Below are 16914 nucleotides of genomic sequence, written 5' to 3' on the forward strand. Positions count from 1 at the left end.
AGCCAACACCCGCCGCCTTCACTGCATCGCGTTCGGCTCGAAGAGCGATTTGATGCGCGTGCAGATAATGAAGCCCGAGTTCGTCTAGGAGCGCCTTTTCAACGATTTCGTGCGTTAGCAGAAATGGGGCAAGCCGGACCTTGGCCGATTTCCAATCCATAGTGCGAGGCATATGGCGATCGATATAAATGGTCCTGCCATCTTTGCTGTAGCCAGCAATGTAGGGGATATCGAAATCATGAACGATCTTCACCCGACGATGCAGCGCCCGCACAGCGTCACTCAGTACATCATCGTCCAAGTCTTCGGAAACGTGGCGGACTTCATCTTCAAGCTTCATTTTTCCCAGACTGAGACCAGCGGCGCTTTGCTCCCATAGACCGGATCCTTCCGTGGACGGCCAACTGGGTGACCGGTGCCGGCCGGAAGAACTGCCATGTCGCCGGCCTTCAAGGACAATGTACGGCCCCTGTTGCCCCCGAACCGAACCTTGCCGGTTCCGCGCGCAACCCCAAGCACTTCATTTTTGCGGGAATGGTAATGGACGTAGTGGTAGATGCCGTCCCGCCAGCCGCTACTCCAGCCATTGGACTCGAAAAGCTCTTCCAGCACGGCTGCGGAGTCAACCTCAATGTCAAAGGCATAGGCCCGACGTCCATCCGCAAGGTGCTTTCTGCCGGCGAATCGGGCTCTCCCGGGACTGCGTTGCAGGCAGGCAGCGGGTCTGCGCCCGCTGCTGCCACATGGATGTCATCTCTATGGCTGCGGATTTCGTAAGGCGGGTTTCTCAAGCACGAGCACATGACTACCAAGAGGCGATGTGTGAGTGCTCTTGACCTGGAACCCCTCGTCAGAAAGCGTTTCGATGAATTCGCCATCCGTTCCAGGCGGAACGCGGGCAACGACGTTTGAGGTGCGCCTCACAATATTGGAAAGCACCCTTCGCGCCTTGCCTGGGCCGATGTTGCGCTGCATGTGCTGATAGACGGCCAGCAGCAGGACGATATCGTATTTCGGTAGAAGGATATTGCCGAGGCGCCGGCTGCCAAGATTCAGGCGATCGAACCTGGCATGTACCGGGGAGCCACTCAACAACATCTTTGCGGTCTCGATGTGCGGCTTGGCAATGTCGATCCCGTGGATCGAGCTGGGTTTCAGCTTGGATATCTCATAGGCGACAACACCCATATTGCAGCCAACATCGAGAATGGATTTTCCGGCGTAGTCGACCTTTGCGGAGAATAGCCCGTCAAGTCTGTCGTCCCACGTTCCGGCAAAACCCCTTTTGAATCTTGACCACCACAAATCATCAGCTCCTTTGAGAAGAGCCCCCTTGAGCGCCTCCTACCACGAGAGAATTAACGGTCGATACCCGTTCAACTGGAATTGATGACATTGACGAACCAAGGCAGGGACGTGTGCGGCCGCCTCACAACCCCATCACCTTGAGTGCCGCGGGAACCGCATAGCGGCTGCCATCATAGCGCATCCAGTAGGTCCGCTTCGCAGGCTTGCCAGGATGGGACTGGCATTCGCCATTGTGGTCGGGGGAGGGATTATCGGTATTCGACCGCTCAATCGCGGTGATATCGTGATAGCCATGATGGCGCGCCGGGCTTATCGCCAGGCTGACCTGGCTGGAATGAAAGTATCCGGCGCAACTACCATCGCTATCGCCGCCAGAGCCGGCCACGACGAGGCCGTCGAGCACCACGCGTAGCGTATCGCCGGTGAGAGCGTATAGCCGCAGGTCGGTTTCAGTGAAGGGAGCGGTCAGCGAATGGTGCGCCATTTCGATGCGCAGGCCGAATGCGCTGACATTGGGGGCCAGTGCATAGCGGCTGGTGTCGAATTCCACCTTCTCGATGACAATCGCGTCATCGGTCATCAGACCGGGCTGGAGCAGGCGCTGGCGCACGCGCAGCGTATTCCTGTCGACGACCAGAAGCTCGATATCGCCGACATGCAGGTGGTCGCTGTTAGCGCTGTCAATCAGCGGCACTGCGACCAACAGCAGGTCGACATGGGCGGGCCAAATCTTGCAGACCAGGCCAAATGGCGCTTCGCTCTCCGTGAACGTTGAGGTGATGCTAGTATGAGGTTCAAGCGTGAACGAGTTGCCGTCGGCGCTCTTTCGGGCGTTGGGATAGGCCTGCTGCACCAGCGCGGCGGCATCCCTGCAATCGCCCGCCGCGGCCTTGGCGGGCGACAGGCTGGCAAGGGCGGCGCCGAGCAACAGGACAGGCAACACTATTCGCATGGAGTTCTCGCGTCGCAGGGCCGGGTTCGGCCAGGGCCCTTCTACGCGAGATTGGTGGCGGAGCACAGGGCAGGGAAGTGACGGATAGCTCCACCCGCTGCATCAGGACCATAGGTATCCTGGAAAGTCGTAAAGTCCGAGCACCCTTAGGGACCGTGATCATGAGAACGCCGCCCGAGCGGCCAATTTTTGCCAATGCTGTTCGAGCTACCTGAAACAGATACTGACAATGTGATCTCGATTGCCTTGTCGCGCTCCGATTAGATAAAGAAGCGCTCCGAGAAGAAGCCTCTACAAAACCGGACCTCGCCGGTCCGTCAAGCGCACCTTCTAGGGCCCCCTGAGCCGGGCGCGTTCGCTGTCGGCGGTATCAAAGCAGAACCAATGCCGCGCCTGCTTCGGCTTTCCGAAACCGCAGCGTGTCTTTCCTTGAGACTTGGCAGCACGGCGCGTTCAACGGAACCGTGCTGCCTTCAATGTACAGCCAGTTATCCAATCAGCCGGCGGGCTTGTAAACGCGGCAGCCTTTTTGGCGGCTGCGAGCGCCGCCTTCATGTCGAGTTCTTCCAGGACAACTAGCTCGTTTATCCAGCCGCTTGCCCGGACCGCCAGTGCTAGGTCCATCCCATTGGCCTGGTCCGGAACCTCAGCATTGATGACAATATCATAGGCGCCGCGAGTAAACATCATACCGCATACCTTGCCACCAACGCTTTCCAAAACCGCCTTGATTGCAGCTTCTCGGTCTGAGCCTTGCATCAATCCCTTGTAGGAATGGGGCGGACAGTTTCCCAGGATTGTCACTTTCATGGGTATTCCTCCCGATCTTGTACTAGTTTCGTTATTGGTCGTTTGACCAACACGGAGCTATGGCGGACGGTTGGTCAGCCGTAACCCTGCATCGCAACGCTTTTGCTCCCATCCAAAGCTGGCAGCGGGAAAGGTTCGACTTGCCCTGCGGTCTTGTCCAGATACTGCATCAAGGCCGTCACGAGGTGGTAGAAAATGCTCGCGGGCACCTCCGTCGCCAGGGACCTTCCGCGCTCGTCGATTCTGTCGATCCACAAGCCTAGCGGTGCGGGATCGATATGCCATTTGAAGAGGCGGGCGACACGAGCTTCGATCTCAGGTTTCAGATCAGGCCCGCCGATGCCGTCCAGGGCGACGGCCGCCTTGACGGCTTCGCATTGCGGCCAGCTGCGGGAGAGCCGGTCGAAGGGAATTCCCTGCCGCGACACGGCTGCATAAGCCAGGCCCGTGGCCCGGTTCAATCCGCTGGCGATCGCCGACGAATAGAGCTTCCTTGCATAGGCTGCCAAGTCTTTCTGCCCGCTTGCCCGCGCGAAATCGATGAGGAGCGAGGCCCATTCGAAATGGTGCCCTGGTTCGGTCCACTGTCCCTCCTCTCCCGACAACGGTAGCCAATCGACATCGAAATGTTCCCCAAGCGTCCAGCTCTCCTGATCGAAGAAATGGCACCGGAAGAGATCGACGACACGTGCCGCCCGACGGAGATATGCACGCTCGCCGGTGACGCGATGCCAGGCAAGGAAGGATTCCAGCATGTGCATGTGCGGGTTCGAGAACCGCACCCCCTTCCAGCCGGGGGTCTCGAGGAAGCCGTTCAGACTGACGTCCTCGAGATGGGTGTCGATGAAATGGAAGGTCTCTTGTGCCAGCTGCAGGGCATCCTGATGGCCGCATCGGTGAGCATGGGCAAGCGCCAGGAGCACGCAGGAATGGTCGTAGGCGTCCTCCGTCGGGTCAGCCACGCTGCCATTGGAATTAAGGATGCGCACCCAGCCACCGCGTTCGGTGCGGCCGTGTTTGGCGATAAACTCGATGCCGTGGTCGATGAGTTTGTCGGCCGGTCCAACCCAGCCGCGTTCTTTGGCCACCGCGAACGCGTAAATCTGGCGAGCCATCGTCCGCATGCGCTTGGGTTTGCCCAACGACCTTGCATCGAAACCGAGCGCCTCGTGGAAGCCGCCATACGCATCGTCAACACCTGCAGTGGACCACAGCGGCAAGGTTTCGTTGAAGAGCCAGTGCTCGACCCGCTTGCGCCATGACCCGCTGATGATGAGCCGGTCATCCGACCCTGTGAACTTCGTTTCAAGGCGTCCGCTCTTCTCGAGTTGTTCGACGACTTTCTTCACGTTCTGGCTGTGGCTGACAGGAGCGACGAATACCGCGTCCGGTGTCGTGACCACCGCCACATGCTTCATTCCAATGACTGTCAGCAGTCTGCCCTTGCTTCTGAGATAGGAGTTGCCGCAATCCATGGCGACAACGTCGCCCATTACGACATTGCCGTCGCGGTCCGTCGGGCTGGCTTCCAGCAGCGATTGCCACGATCCAAGGTCGTTCCAGCGGAAGGAAGCCGTAACCATCGCAATACCGCGTGCATGCTCCATGACTGCGTAGTCGATCGACGTCGACGGGACAGCCGAATAGAAGCCATGGGGCAGGTAGATGCCCAAGACGTCCGTCCGTGCAGCCTTATGGGCCCGTTCCGCGGTGTCCCAGATGTCTGGCCGGAACTCGAGAAATGCCTTCCGCATCGTGTCGGCACGAAACAGGAAGATGCCGGCGTTCCAGTAGAATCTTCCCGAAGCCACATATTTGCGGGCCGTCTCGGCATTGGGCTTTTCGACAAAATGTGAAACGGCGGCCCCGCCGTCACCATTTGCCGTAACCTCGATGTAGCCGTACCCGGTTTCAGGATGGGTCGGCCTGATGCCGAATACGACAATGCTTCCTGAATCGGCGGCAGGCATGCCAGCCTCGACGGTTTGCCAGAACTGCATTTCGGTCGATATCTGATGGTCGGAGGGCACCACGAGCACAAGCGCGTCACCGCCATATTCGGAGATCGTCTGCAACGTGGCTATGGCCACCGCAGCGGCGGTATTGCGGCCGACGGGCTCGAAAATCGGTCTGCCCCCGTTCAGGCCGAGCGGACCGATGTCCGAGATAACGCGGTCGGCATGCCGTTCGGAGGCTATCAGATAGATCGGCGTCTCGCCGTCCGAGCGCGCCTTGAGGCGTCGGACAGTCTTCGCAAGCATCGAGCCGTCGCCCGAAAGGTCGTGGAATTGCTTGGGATTGTCTTCGCGCGACAGCGGCCACAGCCGCGAGCCGACGCCCCCGCTCATCACAAAACTGACGATCCGCTCCGGCATGATCCAGTCCCCTCAAATTTCTGGTTGTAGGCTCCGACCTCTGGATTGCGGCGCAGCACGGCATCGACAGCCCCGAACATCTCGCGACGAAGCCGAATGCGTTCGGCCTGGCTTGTCCGACTGTGTCCTGGGTCACGCATTTTGCTCGGCTCTTGCGCAGACAGACGTAGCACGCTGCCGGGCGGGAGGCTCCTTCATGAATTGGGGTAGCCCTAACGCCCCGATTGGCACCCCCTAGTCCAATAGGAGCATGCCTGTCGGCGACCGAAAGGATGTCTCGTGCGTGCTGCTCGGGCTGACGACAAGGGTGGGCTGGGCTGCAACATGCCGGTGACCGCGTTCAAGTTCCGGTTCCGCGAGAATGGCGACGAAAGGCATTTCGGAGGCTGGCTCGCCTCTCAAGGCTTTCAAGGAGTCAGCGAAACGTCGTCTGTTCAGAGAAGGAATGACGGATTAGGCCGCGCTCTCATTGGACCGACGCAAACGGCGAGTACCCGAACGCACGCCCGCGAGATCGATACCTCACGCGGAACTGGCGTTCAACCGCCGATGGCAGATCTCGCCGGAATGAGAGATGTCATTCGTGGACAGGACGAGAGCGGCTGCCGCCCAGGCTGCCAAAGGCGCAGGCCCATAGGTCTAGAATTGGCGGCGTCTATCTTTCGTGAAGTTGCAGGCACGCCTAGGCCGAAATACTCCCAAAGCGAGGTGAACCAAGCGCTTTTCTGGAGTCGGAGAACGTCAACAAGGGACGCTGACCGGCAACTCCCGGCGTGCCAAGTCGATTTTCCGGAACGGCCGCGAAGGCGGCAAGCGGATCGTCTGCGGCTCCGCGCGCAGCGGCGTGTTGAGGTCGGCCGAACGGAGATCGTTTTGCTGACGCTCCTCGTCGGCGTCATGGTCGGGTCGAAATCGAACAGAAGGTCGCCAGCCTTCACGCTCTGTCCATCGCGCACGTGGGTAGCGCGGACAACGCCCCTCTCTAAAGGCTGGTGCGCCCGCTTGGCACGATCTTGCCGGTCGCGTTTGCGACGATATTGATGCTGCCAAGACGCACATCACGGAGCCGGTAAGTGTTGTTCATGACCGGTGGCGCTTTCTAGACGCTACTGTCCCTATGCCAGCGCTCTCGCTCCAGACGTTTCAGATCGGCCGCCACCATTTCCGCCACGAGGTCGCTGAACGTCGTCTTAGGCGACCAGCCGAGCTTTGAGCGGGCTTTCGCCGGATTTCCCATCAGGAGATCGACCTCCGTTGGACGGAAATGGCGTGGGTCGATTCGGACGAGGATTTCTCCTGTCTTGCCATCCCGGCCGATCTCGTTCACCCCCTTACCTTCCCAGACGATGACGCGGCCGACTGCCCGAAAGGCACGCTCTACGAACTCTCGAACCGAGTGGGTTTCGCCCGTGGCGAGGACGAAGTCGTCTGGCTCGGCGTGCTGAAGAATCCGCCACATGCCCTCCACATAGTCGCGAGCATGCCCCCAGTCGCGTTTCGCATCCAGATTTCCAAGATAGAGGGCGGACTGAAAGCCTCGCTCGATACCTGCAACCGCACGTGTGATCTTGCGGGTCACAAACGTCTCGCCGCGCGTGGGGCCTTCATGATTAAACAGTATGCCATTGGAAGCGAACATTCCGTACGCTTCACGGTAGTTGATCGTGATCCAATAGGCATAGAGTTTGGCCGCCGCATAGGGAGAGCGCGGGTAGAACGGCGTCTTCTCCGTCTGGGGCACCTCTTGGACTTTGCCGAACAGCTCGGAGGTTGATGCCTGATAAAAGCGCACCCGCTCTCCCATCTTCAGGATGCGGATGGCTTCAAGCAGCCTGAGTGTGCCAAGGGCATCGGCGTTGCCGGTATATTCAGGCGTCTCGAAGCTTACCTGGACATGGCTTTGGGCCGCCAGATTGTAGATTTCGGTAGGGCGCGTCTCCTGAACGATGCGAATGAGATTGGTCGCATCGGTCAGGTCGGCGTAGTGGAGAAAAAAGCGTGCGTCCGGTTCGTGCGGATCGACGTAGATGTCGTCGATGCGTTCGGTATTGAAGGAGGAGGATCTGCGTTTCAGTCCGTGGACAGTATAGCCGTTCTCCAGCAGCAGTCTGGCAAGGTAGGCACCGTCCTGACCGGTCACACCAGTTATGAGCGCAATGCGATCTGTCATCGGGTCCCATCCAATCCTTGAGGGCTGTGGTGGCCTCGTCGACCGACGGTCTGCCCCACACTCCTCTAACGAAAGGCGAAAGTGCCTTGTTCTGCCAGAGTGTCTTTGTGGCAGGCACGCCAGCAAAAGAGGTAATCCCCACCGCTCAATGCCCGTCACAGCTACTTCCCGTGCGTCCCTTTCTGCTTGGCTAGCCTCTTCAGCCTATGCTCCTATGGCATGGACGTAGCCGCCCTGCCGCGAGCCGTCACTTCACAAGCGCTTGCGCCACCGCTTCTCCGGGAGCTGCATGCCGGCCATGCTGCCGTCGGCAATGCCGAACATGTGGGTCGGCTGATCAGTGCGGCGCGGGCGATGCCGCCGAGAAACGGGTCTCGGGTCACCTGGCAAGCGTGGCGTCAGGTTGTTGCCGACGATCCCGCCACCGACGGCGGCTTGTCGAAAGTTCTCGTAAGGCTTGCTATCGCGTCAGCAAAAATGACAACTCGTGGCCCGCAGGAGAAACATGGAACAGGGTGTAACCCTGGCCCTTTATCGCTTCCACTGTTCGGTAGGTTTGCTCCACGGGAGTGCGGTGCCACCAGTGGTGAAACTCGACGAGAATCTGTCTCGGTAAGACATCAGATCCAAGCACCTCTGGAAGGACGTCGTGCTCTGCCCCCTCGACGTCGAGTTTCAGCACATCGACAGTTGCCAGTCCGAGCATATCCAGGATAGTAGAATAACGCCTCACGTTGCAGACAATGCTCTTGCCTGTAACCAACTTCGTGGAAAAATTGCTGCGTGTGTCATCTTCGGACACAGCAAACGTTTGCTCCCCGTCGAAATTAGATATTCCCAAGGGGTAGATCCGCACAGTGGGGGGTAATTCCTGAGCGGCAATCCAGTCAAGACTGGCCGGAGTCGGATCAAACCCAAAGACCTTTGCACCGAATACTTTGCTGACTTCCAGATCAAATGAAATATCGTCCCCTAAGCCAAAGGAAAGAACAATAGGGGAGGAAGCAGCTAGAAGAGGCTCGACCGCAACGACCCAACCTCCATATGCGGAGCCGAGTTTTTGTGTAGGAATAGAGCATTCGGGCCGGAGAAGATGATCGAATCCTAAGGCCGCTCTTACAACTCGCTTACAATACCGGAGCCCATCTGGATTGTACATCAATGGTTGCCTTTGGCTTATTCTTAGTAGCTGTTCCGCTTGACTGCGCCGTCCTCACTGTGTCCGCCGTCCTCACTGTGTCCAAAATAGACAACAGCGCCAGATGGGGTTCAGTCTGGCCTAACGCGGAGCGGCTATCGACCTGTGAATTTTATATCGATTCCCTCCCGCGACCAGAGTGTCATTGTGGCAGGCGCTCCAACAAAAGGAGGTAATCCCGTCGCTCGGCGTTCGTAACAGATGCTGCGGAGCATCGCCTTGGGCTCGGCCAACGTCGTCGCCCTACCGCGTAGGAAGTAGGAGCCGCCCGCTGCGAGCGCCGGCTCACGAGTCGCCTCGTCCCCGGGGCCGTGCCGGCTACTGCGGAGCCAAAGAAGTGGCAATCCTGTTCGTTGCGGAGCTGAACGCAGGAAGGGCCGGCAGTTCGAATCGGTCTTGGCGGGTTGCAACGAAATTGACCTTGGGTTCGCCGAGCGAAGAGATCGGGCTTGTCGAACAGCGCGGCGCGCGCAGTGTGCTGGCTACCTCAAAATGGCAGAGGTAGTAGGGCCAGTGGAAGCCGTAGAGCGGCCTTATCCAGCTTGCCGGATGCCTAATCCGCTTCATTGAGGTAATCCGCCGCTGTTGCGAACACCTTTCAGCATGATTGTTGTTGTCCGGCCAAGATGACGCTTCAGCGCGGCGATGCACGTCATGTCGTTGGCGGCTTCACACCAGTTCCTATTGCAGAAGCCCTTTGGCAAGTTCTCGCAACGCCTGGAACGCAACAACAAGGTATGAGGCCAGAAAGCTGCACAGATAGAAGCTTGATGGGGCGCCGCGCTCCCACCGGAGAACCAGGGCGCCGAGTTCAAGGCTCGGGTGCGTTTGTGCTATCCATACCAGGGCGGCGGCCAAGGCGAGGCTACCCAGAGCATTGGTCGGGTAATGCAGCCCCAAGTAGACTCGCGCAAGCTCTACCACCAAGGTGCAGGCCAGGGCGAGGAGTCCGAGTTCGAAGCGAACGAGAAGAATGGCGATCGCTAGACCCGCGAACAGAACCGCTCGCTCGCTGGGGAACCCGGGGGTGCCGGCGAACGGCGCTGAGCGCAGAACGGCAGCGTCGCCCAAAACGTCCGGGATATGAAGTCGAAGTGCGGAGTCAAAAATCGGCTTTGGCGTCGTCGGCAGAGCGCCCTGCAGGAAATACGCGACGAGCGCCGCGAGGACAGCTGCGCAGACGCCGCTCACCAGCCTTGCCCTCGACTCCGGACCGTCATGGGCGAACCAGCAATACCAAAGCAAGGACACAACTATAGCGCCCTCGGTTGTTGGGTAGACGGCACCGAAAGCGAGCCGGTTGGCGAAGGGCTGAGTGCTCGCTACGGTGTTGACGGCCGTTGCGAGGGGCCTGTCGATCCAATCCGGGTTAAGGGCCAGGAAAGTCGTACCCACAAAGAGGAGGCAAAGCGCGGCGGCATGCGTCAGGCAATGGAAATCGGACATCAGTTCGGCCATCTCAACTCTAAGGTTCGGGCGGCGGAACATCTGAAGTCCCGCTAACTAGGCGGTTGCAGAAACCTCGCGGCGCAGGGAGGCTGCAGAGCGGCCGAAGAAGGCAAGATCCTGCTCCCGGCGCAGTGTGTCGCAAAGCCGCCCGATCGGAAGCTCGATGTCGTCATAGCCGAGCACCTCGTCCCGCTTCACGTCGCGCAGCAGCCGGCAGCCCTCGGCGAGCCCGATCGGCACAAGCCGCTCGGCGTGCACCGTTCGCGCGTTCTCGCAGAGCCCGTAGGTCATGTAATGTCCAAGGCCATCGAGGATCTCTCCGGCACTAAGGTCCCGCTTGGCGGCGGCCACCACATCAACGGTCGGCGCGCCCAGGGGCGCAATCGCAGCATCGCGGAATATTGCGGCCCTGGCGACCGTGGAGGGCACCTCGAAATGACACAGATGATAGGGCCAATAGAAACAGTAGAGCGGTCCGGGGCCCATCTTGTAGAGTGAGAGATAGTTCTTCTCGACAGCATCCTCTGTGGTGCCAAGAACGAAGATGCCGGGGTTGGGCATGGCGCCGACACAATAATCAACTATCCCCGGCCCCTCGAGGAGCTGATTGAGCGGATACCACCCGACCGCCCCCTGGATCGGGGTACCAGGCTCGACCACAGGCCCGTACATGCCGCGCTTCGCCACCCGCATGCCTGTGGCGTTGGCGACGATGGCGTTCTCGAACGAGATCTTCGTGCCGTCCGCGAAGGAGGTGACCATTGGGGCCTTCATCCCCCACTTCTTGGCAAAACCCTCCTGAGTCGTCGGATTTCGGTAGGGATCGTGCAGGCCCTTGATGTTCCCGCAAAGCACCGGACGTATGCCCAGGCCCCTGACCCAACGGTAGAGGTTCATGATAACGCCGGGCTGATCGCCCTCCACATTGGTGAGGACCACTCCTGCCCGGTCGGCATACACTTTCAGGATCGGTCCGATCGTGCCGTCGAGTTCGGCGTTCATCAGAGCAACATGCTTGCCGTGCCGGATCGCCCGCATTGTGACGTGAGCAGCGAACTCGATCGCGCCTGTCGCCTCGACGACGACGTCGATGTCGTCGGCCTCGCAAATGTGCATCGGGTCGGCCGTGATCGAGCGGCGACCGCGCGCCACGAGATCCTCAAGCGCTTTGGTGCTGGTCGCCTCGGTCACGTCGTCTTCACCTGCGGCGGCATAGGCATCTCGCGCCTTTTCCACGTGCCTGTTGGAAATCGCCACGAGCTCCATGCCTGGGACATATCGCAGCATCTGCAGCGCGATGCCTTGGGCCATGAAGCCGGCCCCCACCATACCCACGCGAATTGGCCGCCCCTGAGCCTGGAGCCTCTCCAACTCCCTGTCGACAATGAACATTTACGTCTCCCCTGTGCTGCTCCCGAAAGGTCGGGTGGCGAAAGGTTAGCGGTCATAATCGGGCCAGCTTCGGTCCTTTTCAGAAATCAGCGCCGGCGCATCCACCGGCCACTTCACTGCGAAAGCAGGATCGTTCCAGCGAACACCACGCTCGGCCGCCGGTGTGTAGAATTCGGAGACGAGATATGTCGCCTCGGAGTGGTCCTCCATGGTGAGAAAGGCGTTCGCGCAGCCCTTCGGGATGACCAGCATCCGTTGGTTCGCCGCTGACAGTTCCACCGTGAGGTGCTGCTTATAGGTGGGCGATCGGGAACGCAGGTCGATCAGCACGTCGTACAGGCTGCCCCGGATGCAGCGAAGCATCTTGTCCTCGCACTGGGGAGCCAGCTGGTAATGGAAGCCGCGCAGTGTATGCTTGTGCCTGTTGTATGAAATATTCACCTGCACGACACGATCCGGAAGCCCCTGCTCGGCAAACTCCCGCGAACACCAGCCGCGTGCGAAAAAGCCCCGCTCGTCTTCGAATTTCTGCAGTTCCACCAGGGTGGCGCCTGGAATATCGGTCTTTGTGAAAAGCATCGTAGATCCATTGGTCAAATGAGTGTCACGTCGGGTTGCATCTCCGACGACCTCTGCTCAGGGTGGCTCGCGCCGGCGGTCCTCTTGTGCGATCGAAGGACGGCCATCAGACTTGCGCCGGATGCAAGAGGCGCGAGCCGTGGACTTCATAGCCGATAGGCACATAGGCTAGGTGTGAGAGTGCGCGTCTTACACTTTCCCGGCGTTCCGGCTTGACCGCGAACATAAGGAATCCGCCGCCGCCGGCGCCGCACAGCTTGCCGCCTTCCGCACCTGCGTCCCTGGCGAGGTCGTAGTGGCCATTGATCGCCGCGTTGCTCACGCGGGACGCCAAACTCCGCTTCATCTCCCACCCTGCGTGAAGGACGGCACCGAAGCGTTCTACGTCGATGACGGGCTCCGCAAAGATCTCCTGAAGCATGAAGGCATCGTCCCGCATCCGCCTGAGCGTATCGAGATTGCTTGACGTTTTCGCCTTCTGCTCTGCCAGCACGGAACTGGCCGGCCGCTGATGCGACGTCCAGAACATCATCAGGTTGCTGAAGAGATGTTCGATGGCGCCATTGCGCACCCGCTGCGGCTCGACCGTTACCGCGCCGCCCGGCTGGAAGCGGAACAGGTTCATGCCCCCGAACGCGGCGGCATACTGGTCCTGCTTGCCAATCGGCTCCTCGAGGATGTCCATCTCGATGTGACATGCCTCTTCGGCCAGTTGGCCAGGGGTGACACGTTCTCCCCGGAATGCATGCAGGGCGTTGAGCAGTCCCACCGTGAACGAGCTCGACCCCCCCATGCCCGTCGAGGCAGGCATGTCTCCGACCGTCGAGATGTAAATCGGCGGTTCGATCTCCAGGAAACGCAGGCATTCGCGAGCGATGTTGTTCTTGATCTCGCCTATGGTGTTTACCTGCTCCGTCTGTGAATAGTTCAAGCGGATGGGTTCATTAAAGATCTCGCTGTGACGCTTGACGGTGACATAGATGTACTTGTCCACTGCCGCGCTGAAGACCGCGCCGCAATCGAGATTGTAGAAATCGGGCAGATCGGTACCGCCGCCAGCAAAACTGACGCGCAAAGGAGTGCGCGTCAGGACGAGAGACGGTAGACGCTGTGCAGCGCGATCGATGATGGTCGGAAGGTCCAGTCCTGACCGGCGCTCCACCGCTTTGGTCCCGTCTAGCTGTTCCATATTTTGCCCCCTCGAAAATCGACGGAATGAAAATTAGGCAACACGCGGCTGTGCGGTTCGCCAGCGCAGCTGACCATCGAGCATCCCCGCCTTGAGCAAATGATCGAGCCAGCGCAGCCGCGTGAAGCGCTTGTCGGTAAAGTCTTCAAATCTAAGTGCGATCGAGCGGAACGCCTCGCAAAGGTCGTGTGCTCCCTTTCGCGCTGTCCACTGAAACTCGAAATCCGGGAAAGTCCGTGAGAACTTGCTGAAGTCCGCCTTGTAGGTCCTTTGATCCGCGCCCAGCTTCGGTGTCATTGTGAGCTGCGCGCCAGCGACGGCCTCAACGGCGATCTCCGCTATCTCGCGCACCTGAAGATTTAGGCTTTCAACACCCATGTTGAACGCCTCATTGTGGATGTCCTGTAGTGGCGCCTCCAGCATCAATTTGAAATAGCGCGCGACATCCTGGACATGAACCACGGGCCGCCATGGCGTGCCATCGCTATGCACTTCGACACGTCCAGTGGTGAAGGCGCTGCCCACGAAATTGTTCAGCACGGTGTCGAAGCGCATTCGCGGCGACAGACCATAGACGGTGCCGTTGCGGCAATAGACGGGCGAGAACCCGTCGTCCGCCAGCGCGCGCAGCGCTTCTTCGGCAACAACCTTCGATCTTGCGTATTCTGTTTGCGGCGCCAGCGGGGCGGTTTCGTCGACGACGGCGGCTTCCGACATGCCATACATGATGCAAGAGGAGGAAAATAGGAACCGCCGGATGCCCGCCGCCTTGGCCATCGTGGCCAGACGAACTGTTCCTTCCGCATTGATCTGCCTCGTCCAATCCGCGTTGAGATTTCCGATCGGGTCGTTCGAGAGTGCCGCCAGATGGATCACCGCGTCAAAGCCCTGCAGATCCGGGGGTTCGATGGCGCGTAGATCCTTTGTGATCTCGGGCACACTGGTATTGTCGGCTCCCAGGGTGCACGCACGAAAATATCCCATATCCAGCCCGACCACCTCATAGCCCGCCGCCTGCAACACGGGCACCATGACAGAACCGAGATATCCATTGTGTCCGGTGACGAGAACGCGTGTTGGTTCATTCATGTCTGCCCTCGCTCCGCTTCGAAAGGAGTTGACGGGTGAGGTCCAGAAGCGAGCATCGCTCGCTTACTTGCGCATATAGGCAGTCCGCGGCTTCGGCCGCTTGACGGTCACGATCGTCATCGCCGACAAAGAGTGTGCGTGTGAGGTCGAGATCAAAGTCGCGCTGTGCCTGATACAGCATACCGGGTTTGGGCTTGCGGCAGTCGCAGCCGTCGTCCCAGCCGTGTGGGCAGTGGTAGATCTCCGCGATCTTGCCGCCGACGGCTTCGCACTCGGCGCACATGCGCTGGTGAAGCGCCTCGAGATCAGCGGCGGTCATCGCTCCGCGCGCTATCCCTGCCTGGTTGGAGATGATGATTATGCGGTAGCCAGCCTCGTTCAGAAGGGCCAACGCCTGCTTTGCACCCGGAACCCACTCCCACTGGTCCCATGAACACACATATTGAGCCCGTGGCGGTCTGCAGTTGAGTACGCCGTCCCTGTCTACGAGCATGGTTTTTTCGCGGCTCATAAAGCGCTCCGTCGCGGGTAGACGCTCGATCGAGCCCACGCTGTAATAGCGGTGCTCGCTCACGAAGCCGGCGAGGCGATGCTGCGTCGCGAGCGGCGTGTAGATGGCCTCCTCGAAGAGGGTGTCCTCGTCGGGCAGGAGTTCGAGGGCGAGATCGGTTAGTATGGCATAGCTGATCTCGACTCCCTGCAGCCCGGGCGTGGTGCGGAGCCGGTCGAAGACGGTCACATTGTCGTTCGCATCAAGGATCACGCTGCCGCGTGAATAGCCGTCCTTGTTGCTGTAGACCGTAATCATTCCAGGCTTGCCGGCCGCACAGAAGCGTTGCCACAGCCGCTCCATGCGCATCGGCCAGTAATTGTCGCAATACAGCAGCAGGAAGCACGGATCTATGAGGTGACGGGCATTGGATACCCGGCTGCTGGTGAGGTCGTCGGGACGGGTGACGGCATATTCGATACTGACCCCGAACCTGCTGCCGTCGCCGAAATGGTCCATCACCACATGGGGCAAATACCCGAGTAGAAGAAGAACCCTTTCGAACCCCTCCTGCCGCAGCTGTTCGATCTGGTATTCCAAAAAAGGGCGGCCGAGCACCGGCACCATTGGTTTCGGGCGATCGAGTGTGATCGGCCGCATGCGCGTGCCACGCCCGCCGGCCAGGATGACCGCCTGACGCGGCCGGCTGTAGCCGCGGCCTTCGACATCTGCCTTTTGCAGGCAGGGCGAGCTCGGCAGGACAATATTCATTGACCGCGCTCCGGTCGGTCGGCGATGAGGTATCGCGTGATGGCATGACAGATCGCGGCGTGGACGTCCTCGACGAGTTCGTAGGTGCCTTTTTCGGACCGCACCCATACTGGCTGATCGACGAGCTCTTTAAGCGTGCCGCCGTCAAAACCGACAATGCCGATGGTGGCTACCTTCCTTTCGCGAGCGAGTTCGACTGCCCGCACGAGATTAAGCGAGTTCCCGCTGGCTGAAATCACTATGAGCACGTCACCCGGCTTGGCGAAGTTCTCCATCTGGCCGGCAAAGATACGCTCGTAGCCTTCGTCATTGCCGAGTGCCGTCATCCAGGAGACGTTGTCTGTCAGGCCTATGACCCGGATTGGCTGCCTTCCCGAGCGTTTCGTGGCCTTACCGAGGTCATTGACCCAGTGGGAGGCGGTCGCTGCGCTGCCGCCGTTGCCGGCGACGAAGACTGTGCCGCCCGCATCGCGTACGGCGCGCAGCAACTGTATCGCCTCCTGCACGGCGTCCGTATCGATCTGCGCCAATGCGATGCAAAGCGATGCCAGATAATCCTGCGTGAATTCTTTAGGCTGCAACCAGAGGGCATCATCCCGCGAAGATTTGCGACATGCCGTCACTCCCTGATCGATCGCGAGCTCTGTCATGCCACCCTCGATTGCTGCAATGGTGAGCGATCATCACAGCGTGCGAGCACTTCGAGTTCAATTGCTATTCCGAACGGGAAGCTGGCGGGCGGCGCTCATCGGAGGTACTTAAAAGGAATATCCCTTGTTCTCCGTACAGCTGACACGTCGGCACATGGCCATATCGGCGTCAAGATCGTCACGGTGTCGCCCGACAACAATGGCGTAGGCAAACCCGCGGTGATGGGGCTTTACCTCCTGCTCGACGGCGCGACGGGCCGCTCCTTCCATGCGCTCTTTCGGCAGCACGGAGAGAACAAGTTGATAGATGGGTAACGCTTTGAACCGGATACCCGACGAGACGCTCCAGTTCGCCGATCCGAGCCAATGCCTTCGAAAGCTCGTCAAGCGTAAGCGCGATTTTCCCTGCACGTTGACGCCGGCGCTTTCGACGGATGGCCTTCGAATTGGGAACGGTATCTGGTCTGATCAGACTGCTGTTGCTTTGGCGAA

At 59.7% G+C, this 16914-nt stretch carries 14 protein-coding genes and 2 pseudogenes; 1 reads left to right on the forward strand and 15 read right to left on the reverse strand.

What is annotated here, in order from left to right; all coding sequences use genetic code 11:
- The 15 genes and pseudogenes from NKJ15_RS32245 to NKJ15_RS32320 all read right to left on the reverse strand — a co-directional run.
- Nucleotides 1-340, reverse strand: a pseudogene (locus NKJ15_RS32245) (hypothetical protein); the annotation flags it as partial.
- Nucleotides 337-612, reverse strand: a complete 276-nt coding sequence (locus NKJ15_RS32250) for a cupin domain-containing protein (protein ID WP_502906967.1) — start codon at nt 610-612, stop codon at nt 337-339. The gene NKJ15_RS32250 and the pseudogene NKJ15_RS32245, both read right to left, overlap by 4 nt.
- A 144-nt stretch (nt 613-756) precedes the next feature.
- Nucleotides 757-1305, reverse strand: a complete 549-nt coding sequence (locus NKJ15_RS32255; RefSeq protein WP_352819735.1) for a class I SAM-dependent methyltransferase — start codon at nt 1303-1305, stop codon at nt 757-759.
- A 124-nt stretch (nt 1306-1429) separates the two neighbouring features.
- Nucleotides 1430-2260 carry a PA3715 family protein gene (locus NKJ15_RS32260; protein ID WP_352819737.1) on the reverse strand — a complete coding sequence of 277 codons (831 nt, stop codon included), beginning with the start codon at nt 2258-2260 and terminating at the stop codon, nt 1430-1432.
- A gap of 453 nt (nt 2261-2713) precedes the next feature.
- Complete coding sequence (locus NKJ15_RS32265) at nt 2714-3070, reverse strand: GYD domain-containing protein (RefSeq protein WP_352819738.1); 357 nt, start codon at nt 3068-3070, stop codon at nt 2714-2716.
- Nucleotides 3071-3144: 74 nt separating this feature from the next.
- Nucleotides 3145-5445, reverse strand: coding sequence for an AGE family epimerase/isomerase (locus NKJ15_RS32270; protein WP_352819740.1), 2301 nt, complete (start codon nt 5443-5445; stop codon nt 3145-3147).
- 1099 nt (nt 5446-6544) lie between these two features.
- The gene (gene gmd, locus NKJ15_RS32280; protein WP_352502827.1) at nt 6545-7615 is read right to left on the reverse strand and encodes a GDP-mannose 4,6-dehydratase; all 1071 of its coding nucleotides are present in this window, start codon (nt 7613-7615) and stop codon (nt 6545-6547) included.
- Nucleotides 7616-8075: 460 nt separating this feature from the next.
- Nucleotides 8076-8774: an FkbM family methyltransferase gene (locus NKJ15_RS32285; RefSeq protein WP_352819742.1), complete on the reverse strand. Its 699-nt coding sequence runs from the start codon at nt 8772-8774 to the stop codon at nt 8076-8078.
- A gap of 720 nt (nt 8775-9494) precedes the next feature.
- Nucleotides 9495-10271, reverse strand: a complete 777-nt coding sequence (locus NKJ15_RS32290) for a phosphatase PAP2 family protein (RefSeq protein WP_352819744.1) — start codon at nt 10269-10271, stop codon at nt 9495-9497.
- Nucleotides 10272-10316: 45 nt separating this feature from the next.
- Nucleotides 10317-11654 carry an NAD(P)H-dependent oxidoreductase gene (locus NKJ15_RS32295; RefSeq protein ID WP_352819746.1) on the reverse strand — a complete coding sequence of 446 codons (1338 nt, stop codon included), beginning with the start codon at nt 11652-11654 and terminating at the stop codon, nt 10317-10319.
- A gap of 45 nt (nt 11655-11699) precedes the next feature.
- A complete protein-coding gene (gene rfbC, locus NKJ15_RS32300; RefSeq protein ID WP_352473828.1) occupies nt 11700-12233 on the reverse strand; it encodes a dTDP-4-dehydrorhamnose 3,5-epimerase in 534 nt (177 codons plus the stop codon).
- A gap of 106 nt (nt 12234-12339) precedes the next feature.
- Nucleotides 12340-13422 carry a GHMP family kinase ATP-binding protein gene (locus NKJ15_RS32305; protein ID WP_352819748.1) on the reverse strand — a complete coding sequence of 361 codons (1083 nt, stop codon included), beginning with the start codon at nt 13420-13422 and terminating at the stop codon, nt 12340-12342.
- A 33-nt stretch (nt 13423-13455) separates the two neighbouring features.
- On the reverse strand, nt 13456-14511 hold the full coding sequence (locus tag NKJ15_RS32310) for an NAD-dependent epimerase/dehydratase family protein (protein WP_352819750.1): 1056 nt from the start codon (nt 14509-14511) through the stop codon (nt 13456-13458).
- Nucleotides 14504-15772 carry an HAD-IIIA family hydrolase gene (locus NKJ15_RS32315; RefSeq protein ID WP_352819751.1) on the reverse strand — a complete coding sequence of 423 codons (1269 nt, stop codon included), beginning with the start codon at nt 15770-15772 and terminating at the stop codon, nt 14504-14506. The genes NKJ15_RS32310 and NKJ15_RS32315 overlap by 8 nt, the downstream gene beginning before the upstream one ends.
- A complete protein-coding gene (locus NKJ15_RS32320) occupies nt 15769-16422 on the reverse strand; it encodes an SIS domain-containing protein (RefSeq protein ID WP_352542506.1) in 654 nt (217 codons plus the stop codon). Before NKJ15_RS32320 ends, NKJ15_RS32315 begins: the two co-directional genes overlap by 4 nt.
- A gap of 138 nt (nt 16423-16560) precedes the next feature.
- On the opposite strand from NKJ15_RS32320, the pseudogene NKJ15_RS32325 reads away from it, so the two are divergent.
- Nucleotides 16561-16680: pseudogene (locus NKJ15_RS32325) on the forward strand (bifunctional Delta(1)-pyrroline-2-carboxylate/Delta(1)-piperideine-2-carboxylate reductase); the annotation flags it as partial.
- Nucleotides 16681-16914 lie beyond the last annotated feature (234 nt).

The organism is Mesorhizobium sp. M0207, assembly GCF_040321995.1.
GTDB lineage: Bacteria > Pseudomonadota > Alphaproteobacteria > Rhizobiales > Rhizobiaceae > Mesorhizobium.